The sequence below is a fragment of the Hyalangium sp. genome (assembly GCF_045802625.1).
Lineage (GTDB): Bacteria > Myxococcota > Myxococcia > Myxococcales > Myxococcaceae > Hyalangium.
The window spans coordinates 1-7,682 of sequence record NZ_JBJMQP010000088.1; the positions used below are offsets into that span (position 1 = coordinate 1).

Genomic DNA, 7,682 nt, shown 5'->3' on the forward strand with positions numbered 1-7,682 from the left:
AAGGAGGGCAAGGTGCAGGAAGCGTGGTGGATCGACGTCAAGTATCAGCACCCGAGCGGGAGGGTTGAGCGCGTGCGCAAGGCATCGCCTATCAACACTCGCCGGGGCGCTGAGGAATACGAGCGTCAGATCCGGCACGCACTCCTGACGGGTTCCTTCGGAAAGGAGAAACAGAGCGAGGCGGGCCGGGTGCCAACGGTCGAAGAGTTTGTCCCGCGCTTCCTCACGTACAGCGAGAACAACAACAAATATTCGAGCGTCGTTTCCAAGCGCCAAATTCTCGACCAGCACGTCATTCCGGCTCTGGGTCGTATGCCGTTGGACTCCATCGGTCTTGCTGAGATCGAGGATTTCAAAGCGGCCATGCGCAAGAAGACGTCGGGAGCCCGCGCCCGAAAGGATGCCCCCACAAAGGCAGCCATTCGCAAGCGTAAGGACATCCAGCCCGCGCTTCTGAGCCTCAAGACCATCAACAACGCGCTAACGGTGGTTCGCAAGATGCTGTCGCTCGCACAGGAACACGGCATCATCACGCACGTTCCGCGCGTCAAGCTCTTCAAGACTGCGAAGGCGGCGTTTGACTTTCTCAGCTTTGAGGAAGCCGAGCGGGTGGTCGCCGCTGCGGCCCCTGACTGGCGCGTGGTCGTGCTCGTGGCGCTCAAGACGGGACTGCGGCAAGGCGAGCTGATCGGGCTCCAGTGGGGCGACGTGGACTTGCAGCGCGGCAAGCTGCACGTCCGGCGCACCATCTGGCGCGGGGTGACGGGGCTTCCCAAGGGCGGGCGCGAGCGGACGGTCGATCTGCCCGGCTCGGCAGTGGAAGCGCTCAGGGCTCACAGGCACCTGCGCGGTCCCTACGTGTTCTGTCAGGCGGACGGGCAGCCGCACACGAACGGCACCATGAAGGGCCCTCTTGAGCGTGCGCTTCGCGAGGCGGACATCTGCCGCGAGCAGGGGCGCATCGGCTGGCACGACCTGCGGCACACCTACGGGAGCCACCTCGCGATGCGTGGCGTGCCGCTCAAGGCGATCCAGGAGCTGATGGGGCACTCGACCATCGAGATGACAGAGCGTTACGCCCACCTGTCCCCCGAGATGCTCGCGAGCGCAGTGCAGCAGCTCGACCGGCCTGTGCCCCAGCTCCACGCCGCTCCGGCCAGAAGCGCCGAAGGGGCACACTGAGGGCACATGAGGAAAACGAGGGCAAAGAAAAACCCAGCAACCCCTTGAAGTTGCTGGGCTTCTGAATGTGGAGGCGGCGGGAATCGAACCCGCCGCTCAAAGCTCGAGGGTCTGGGCGAAGCAGGCGAGCCTGCCATAGGACAGGTTCTCGCTCTTCAACTCCTCGGCTTTCGTCAGCCCGGAGGTGTTGGGCGAAGTGGGGTTCCTATACAGATACAGTCCCGAGGCGATGTGGTCCGTGCTTGCATGCACGACGTAGCCGCCATCCTTCACCGCGATGTTTTGAGCGTTCCAGGTCCTCGATGCGGCACTCCGAAAGGAGCTCGTCCCCCACGTACAGGTCCTGGACGACGCTTCCCCGCTCTCACTTCAGCAGGTGGAAGCGCGTCCGCTGTCGCACGAGGACCTTGTCCAGCAGGAGCCGCACGTGCTCTTACCCCCGTGTCAGGCCGAACCGGGCGGTGAACGCCCAGTGAGGCGTGGGAGGGAGCACGTGCGGTCCGCCGCGGGGTTACTGCTTGGTGCTGTAGTTGGCCGGGAAGTACTCGTAGCCCTTGCCCTCGGGCGTCACGTGGCCGATGCCCGGGAACGACACGTGGGCCGCGCCCACCCAGTAGCCCTGCTTCGCCGCGTCGGCGAAGGCCTTCTTGCGCTGGGCCGCCGCCGCCTTCGAGTCACTGTCGAACTGGATCGTCACGGACGGATCCGCGAACTGCACGGACGCCACGTGCAACAGGTCTCCCCACAGCACCAGCTTCTGGCCCTTGCTCTCCACGGCGTAGGTGCTGTGGCCGGGCGTGTGGCCGTGAGCTCCCATGGCCTTGATGCCGGGCACCAGCTCGGTGTCACCCGTGAAGGGCTTGAGCTTGTCCGCCTTGACGTACGGGGTGAGCATCGCCGTGGCGCCCTGGAACATCCCCTGCATCTCCGCGGGCGCCTTCGTCATGTTGTCGGCGCTCAGCCAGTAGTCCACGTCGGCCTTGTCCACGTGCACGGTGGCGTTGGGGAAGGTCCGCTGGTCCCCCGCCATCAGCCCGCCGATGTGGTCCGGGTGCATGTGGGTGATGAGCACGGCATCCACCTGCTCCGGCTGGTAACCGGCCTCCTTCAGGTTGGACACGAGCTTGCCCAGCGTCGGGCCATAGAGGGTACCGGCGCCCGTATCCACCAGCACCAGCTTGGAGCCGGTGTTGATGAGGAAGGCGTTGACCGAGGTCTCCACGGGAGCCTTCAGGTACGCGCGGGTGAGCGCCTTCTCCAGCGCGGCGGGCTTGATGTTGGTCAGCAGCTTGTCCACCGGCAGCTCGACGGTGCCATCGGACAGGGCGGTGACCTCGAAGTCGCCCAGCATCACGCGGTAGTAGCCCGGCGCCTGGGTCTTGACCAGGGGCGCGGCGGCCTGGGCGGTGGCGGGAACGAGCGCGGCGCCGCTCGCGGCGGTGAGGAGCGCGGCAACCGCGGCACGCCAGGGGGAGGTACGCATCTTCATCGGGAGTCTCCAGGTGTGGGTAGAACCACCCGCGTTATGCTTCAACCCCCGCCGTTCTCAAGTTCCGGCTGCAGGAAGCGTCCGTTCACGAGGTGCTCGATGACCTCGCGCGCCGACCGCGGGTCGAGCTTCGCCTTCGCCCCCAGCTGCGTCACCGCGTGGGCGACCGTCGTGGGCTGGTCGAAGGTGGCCAGGGCGGTCAGCAGAATCCTCCCGTCCTCGCCCTGGTCCAGCGTCGGATCCGCGAACTTTCGCGGGCTCACCGAGGGCGCACAGGCCATGCCCGTCCCGTTCACCGAGCGCACGACGGTCACCTGTTCCTGCGCCACCTTCGCGGGCACCCGGTGCGAGCCCAGCCAATCCCCGAGCTTGAACCGGAGCGTCGAGGGCGCGGTGTTCTTCAGGCGCGTACGTCCGTTGAGCGCAACCCGCTGCTTCTTCTCCTCGTGCTTCCTCGCGAGCGCCTCCACGTGCTCGGACGTGCGCTGCACCGCCCGCTCGAGCGCCGCGTCGCGGAAGCGCAGCATCGGCACCGACGACACATCGCCGGGCTCGCGCTGCTCGAAGTACTCGAGGAACTCCGCGAACGTGCGCGCCTCGCTCACCAGGCCGAAGCGCGCGGGGTGCTCGGTGGCGAGCGCCCCGGGCTGTGCTTCGAGCCGCTGATAGCCCACCAGGCAGTCGAGGCCGATGACCCGCTCCACCAGCCGCACCTCCTCCTCGAGCGTGGCGGTGCTGGCGAAGGGCAGGCCCGCGATGCCAGACACCTCGACGTCCAGGTTCTCGTGGCGGTGGCAGCCGTCGATGGTCTCGAGCAGCTCGCGGTCCGAGGCACACGGCTTGAGCAGGCCGCGGCGCATCTGCTCGTGCCGCTGCAGCTCCGAGAAGCAGCCGATGTCGAGCACCATGTGGACGTGCTCGAAGGTCCCGGCCAGGGCGTCGATGAGCTCCATCCGGGGCACGCCCCACAGGAAATACATACAGGAGTGGCGTGAGAGGTCCACCCCGGCCCAGGTGCTCTGCAGGAACGCCGCCGAGCTCCCCGAGAAGTCGTAGCGCATCTGCCACGTCCGGGGGGCGATCTCCTGGTGGTCCCGGCGCACGCTCTCCTCGGAGCGCAGGAACGGCTTCGCGCGTCCGAAGGCCGCCTTCTGGTTGCCTCGGGCTCCACCGCAGTAGAGGCAGTTCTCGGCGCACCCCTTGCCGGGCGCGACCCACCCCGAGAAGGCGTGGCGATCCTGGTGACTCAGGAAGAGGTCGTTGAAGTGCGAGTAATAGACGTCCTCGCTGTTCGTGGCGCCCTGCACGTACTGCAGGGGCAACCGCGTCGGGTTGCCGTCGGGCTTCACGGTGACGCAGTTGGGCGGGGAGGGCTCGCCCTGGCAGAGCGCCAGCAGCGGCCGCTCGCCGTCGCCCAGGACGATGTGGTCGATGCAGTCGAACGCGTGCAACTCGCGCCACCAGTACGACGCGGTGTTGCCGCCCACGACGATGCGGATGCCCGGGTCGATCTCCCGCAGCGTCCGGGCCAGGAGCAGCGCTCGGTGGACGTGGTGGAACCACTTGAGGCTGATGCCCACGAGCTTGGGGCGCACGCGGGCCACCAGGGCCTCGAGCGAGCGGGCCACCTCGTCCTCGGTCTCGTCCCCGTCGTAGAGCCGGACGAAGGCCTCTATCCCGCCTCGCCGCAGGTAGCTGGCGAGATAGAGGATGCCGCAGGTGGCCTCGCCGGTTCCGGCGCCGATGAGGAGGACGGGAGAGAGGTCGCGACGGCCTTGCATGAGCGGGTGAATATAACGCCCGGCACCTGGAGTCCCTGCCCATCGCCTCCCGGGCTTGCGTGAGGGCGGCTGCCCGGTCCCTCGGCCTGCTCCCCGAGCCGTTCCCGCGGCGCTACACGAACGACAGGTCCGTGTTCTCTCGGGTATCACGGCTCTCCCTTGCCGGCGCCCATTGGCCATCACTCCACCCACCGCCGCCAGTGACGCTCCGTGCTGGAGTGCCGGGAGGGACGCGATGGCGTCAAGCGGAAGTTGTACGGCGGCTGCCGTGGGGCGAGCCTCGGAAGGGAAGTGCTAGAGTCGCGCGCGATGTCCCGCTCCGAACCCCGCGATTCCCAGTTCCCCCCACTGGTCGCCGAGGTGTCCACGGCCGTGGGCCACCATCAGCGCGCCGCCGTATCCGCTGACCAGGTGGTGCCGGTGCTGACCCTCATCTCCCATCCCATGGCCTCCAGGGCCGGGGAGCGGCTCGTGCTGGAGGGAGTCGCGGCCGGCCGCGAGGTGTCCCTGTCTCGCAACGGCCCGAGCTTCACCCGCCCTGGAGAGACCTTCGGTCAGCCCCTGGCGGATCCCTTCGTGAGCCGCACGCCGCTCGTGTTCTCTCCTGGCGAAGGAGGGCGGCTCCGGCTGAAGGTGGGCGAGGGCGGAACCCGCGTGGTGGTGGACGCGCAGCCCGTGACGAGCCGTGAGTTCTCGCCGGAGGAGCTGGCGGCGGGCGTGCTGTTGGAGCTGTCGGGCCGCGTGGTGTTGCTGCTGCACCAGGGCTCGAACAAGCCGCGAGCGCCCGGGGACTCGCTGGGCATGGTGGGCGAGAGCCCGGGCCTCCAGCGCGTGCGCGAGCACATCCAGCGCATCGCCGACCTCCATGTTCCGGTGCTGGTCCGGGGAGAGACGGGAACGGGCAAGGAGCTGGTGGCGCAGGCCATCCACCAGCACAGCCCCCGCAAGGAGCGCCCCTTCCTCAGCGTGAACCTGGGCTCCATCCCCAAGGAGCTGGCGGCCGCCGAGCTGTTCGGCGCGCACAAGGGCTCCTTCACCGGAGCGACCCGGGACCGGGAGGGGTTCTTCCGCGCGGCGCAGGGCGGCACCCTGTTCCTCGACGAGGTGGGCGAGGCCCCCCCGGAGGTGCAGGTGATGCTGCTCCGGGTGCTGGAGACCGGCGAGCTCTACCCGGTGGGCGGGCAGACCCCCATCAAGACGGATGTCCGGCTGATCGCCGCGACCGATGCCAACCTGGAGGAGCACATCCGCGACGGCCGCTTCAAGGCCCCGCTGCTGCACCGGCTGGCCGGGTATGAAATCCGGCTGCCGCCCCTGCGCGAGCGCCGCGAGGACCTCGGGATGCTCTTCCAGCACTTCGCCCGCGAGGAGCTGGAGGCCATTGGCGAGGCCCACCGCCTGACGCCGAGGGACCTGTATGCCGAGCCGTGGTTGCCAGCGTCGCTCGCGGTGCGCCTGCTGCGCTACGGCTGGCCCGGCAACATCCGGCAGTTGCGCAACATCACCCGGCAGCTGGTGATTGGCAGCCGGGGGCAGTCCACCCTCCAGATGGACGCGCGGCTCGCCGAGGAGCTGGACGCCGCGGGGCCCACTCCGAAGTCCACGGCGGCACCCGCGCCCACGGCGGTTCCCACGGCGGCGGCTCGCCGCAAGTCCACCGAGGTCACCGGAGAGGAGCTCCTCGCGGCGCTCCGGCAGCACGCGTGGGACCTCAAGACGGCGGCGGACTCGCTCGGGATTCCGCGCTCCTCCATCTACGACCTCATCGACAAACACCCGAACATCCGCAGGGCCGGTACCCTGAGCGCGGAGGAGATCACCGCCTGCCATCAGCAGTGCGGAGGCGACCTGGACGCCATGGTCCAGCGCCTGGAGGTCTCCAAGAAGGCGCTCAACCGGCGCCTCAAGGAACTGGGCCTGAGCGTCAGGAACGCCTGACAAAGGAGCAGCAACGTGGCGAAGCACCAACTGATCATCTCCAACGGGGCCTGGCCGGTCCTTTCCGAAGCAGGGCAGAACAAGGCCGTACGAACGCTGGTGGTCGACGCGAAGGGCACGTGGGTGCCGAGCGCTCATCCCGAGCGCTACCTGGTGGTGGCGCCAGGGGATGAGCTCGAGATCGTGCTCTCTCCCGACAAGCAGCAGGGCGGCAGCTTGTGGATCTTCAACCAGGGGGCCCCCCTGCTCGAGCCCGCGGAGGGAATCGAGCGCAAGGACGACTGGGAGCGCGTGGACTTCGAGAGCGGGAGCGGGAGCCGGGTCCTCCGGTTGAATCAGGCGCTCGCGGGGGCCTCGGGAGAGTCCCGTTACAACGTGCGCGCCACCGGGCTGCGGCAGAAGCCCGTGCCCATCGTCGGCGAGGGACAGACGGGCAGCCTGACGGCGTCCAGGCCCTGAAGCGCCGGAGTTGAAACGACAGCACCCGCGGACCGCACGAGGCGAGCCGCGGGTGCCAGTACCGCACGGGGGAGCCGCTGGTGATGGGAGGGTGAAGGCCCCCGTGCCGCTACGGGCTCACGTTGACGTTCTGGAAGAGGCCGGTGCCCGCGTAGACATTGAGCCCGAACCGTCCGCTGGCGTAGGCGGTGTCGGTGGCATCGATGACGGGCACCGTCCCGTTGTCCAGGTACACCCGGAGGCGCGAGCCGGTGGCGACCACCTTGAGGTGGTACGTCTGGCCCGTGACGATGGACGTGGGGTACAGGGCGATCTCGTACCCCGGGCGCCACAGCTTGACGCCCAGCCCGGTGTGCACGTTCACCGTGTAGTGCTGGGACGCGTCCGCGCTGGCGCGGAACGTCAGCGCCGCCGCCACCCCGCTCACCACGCGCACGTCACCCTCGTAGGTGAAGTTGCTGCCGGTCTGAGCGCTGAGCAGGAAGCCATCACCCCCCGCCGCCCCCTGCTTGCCGCCGCCGACCGGCTCGGTCCACGTGCTGCCCGCCGTGGAGCTCCACGGCCCGGCCAGGTTGGTGAAGAAGCTCTCCGTGTACTGGAGCTGCAGCGAGAAGTTGCGGCCATTGAAGGGATGGTCGGCGCCCTGCACGGACATCCAGCCGCACTCACCGTAGTTCCACAGGTCGACCACCTGGTTGTTGGAGCTGTAGGTGGCGCCACCCGAGCCGTAGTAGCCGACCGCCACGAACTGATTGGCGGCCACCGCGAAGGGAGTGCCCCGCAGGTCGACGTTGCCGAGTCCGGGCCTGTTGAAGTCGCAGTTCATCGCCGCG

Annotated in this window: 6 protein-coding genes and 1 pseudogene; 3 read left to right on the forward strand and 4 right to left on the reverse strand. The window is 68.5% G+C overall.

Annotated features, from left to right (window positions below):
* Positions 1–1,182 (forward strand): tyrosine-type recombinase/integrase (locus ACJ8AT_RS16380; protein WP_407738674.1); only part of this gene is annotated, 1,182 nt, incomplete at its 5' end.
* A 96-nt stretch (positions 1,183–1,278) separates the two neighbouring features.
* Here the strand turns inward: ACJ8AT_RS16380 and ACJ8AT_RS16385 are convergent.
* From ACJ8AT_RS16385 to ACJ8AT_RS16395, 3 genes are all read right to left on the reverse strand, one after another.
* On the reverse strand, positions 1,279–1,455 hold the full coding sequence (locus ACJ8AT_RS16385) for a hypothetical protein (RefSeq protein WP_407738675.1): 177 nt from the start codon (positions 1,453–1,455) through the stop codon (positions 1,279–1,281).
* A 238-nt stretch (positions 1,456–1,693) separates the two neighbouring features.
* Positions 1,694–2,671 carry an MBL fold metallo-hydrolase gene (locus ACJ8AT_RS16390; protein ID WP_407738676.1) on the reverse strand — a complete coding sequence of 326 codons (978 nt, stop codon included), beginning with the start codon at positions 2,669–2,671 and terminating at the stop codon, positions 1,694–1,696.
* A gap of 41 nt (positions 2,672–2,712) precedes the next feature.
* Positions 2,713–4,452: a B12-binding domain-containing radical SAM protein gene (locus ACJ8AT_RS16395; protein WP_407738677.1), complete on the reverse strand. Its 1,740-nt coding sequence runs from the start codon at positions 4,450–4,452 to the stop codon at positions 2,713–2,715.
* Between the two features lie 309 nt (positions 4,453–4,761).
* Between ACJ8AT_RS16395 and ACJ8AT_RS16400 the strand changes: the two genes are divergently transcribed.
* Positions 4,762–6,390, forward strand: a complete 1,629-nt coding sequence (locus ACJ8AT_RS16400; protein WP_407738678.1) for a sigma 54-interacting transcriptional regulator — start codon at positions 4,762–4,764, stop codon at positions 6,388–6,390.
* Between the two features lie 15 nt (positions 6,391–6,405).
* Positions 6,406–6,849, forward strand: a complete 444-nt coding sequence (locus ACJ8AT_RS16405; protein WP_407738679.1) for a hypothetical protein — start codon at positions 6,406–6,408, stop codon at positions 6,847–6,849.
* 109 nt (positions 6,850–6,958) lie between these two features.
* On the opposite strand, the pseudogene ACJ8AT_RS16410 reads toward ACJ8AT_RS16405, so the two are convergent.
* Positions 6,959–7,682: pseudogene (locus ACJ8AT_RS16410) on the reverse strand (hypothetical protein); the annotation flags it as partial.

Excerpts from the sequence above, each read along its gene's own strand:
- ACJ8AT_RS16390 (WP_407738676.1), bottom strand. The coding sequence starts at position 2,671 with ATGAAGATGCGTACCTCCCCCTGGCGTGCCGCGGTTGCCGCGCTCCTC.
- ACJ8AT_RS16395 (WP_407738677.1), bottom strand. The coding sequence starts at position 4,452 with ATGCAAGGCCGTCGCGACCTCTCTCCCGTCCTCCTCATCGGCGCCGGA.
- ACJ8AT_RS16400 (WP_407738678.1), top strand. The coding sequence starts at position 4,762 with ATGTCCCGCTCCGAACCCCGCGATTCCCAGTTCCCCCCACTGGTCGCC.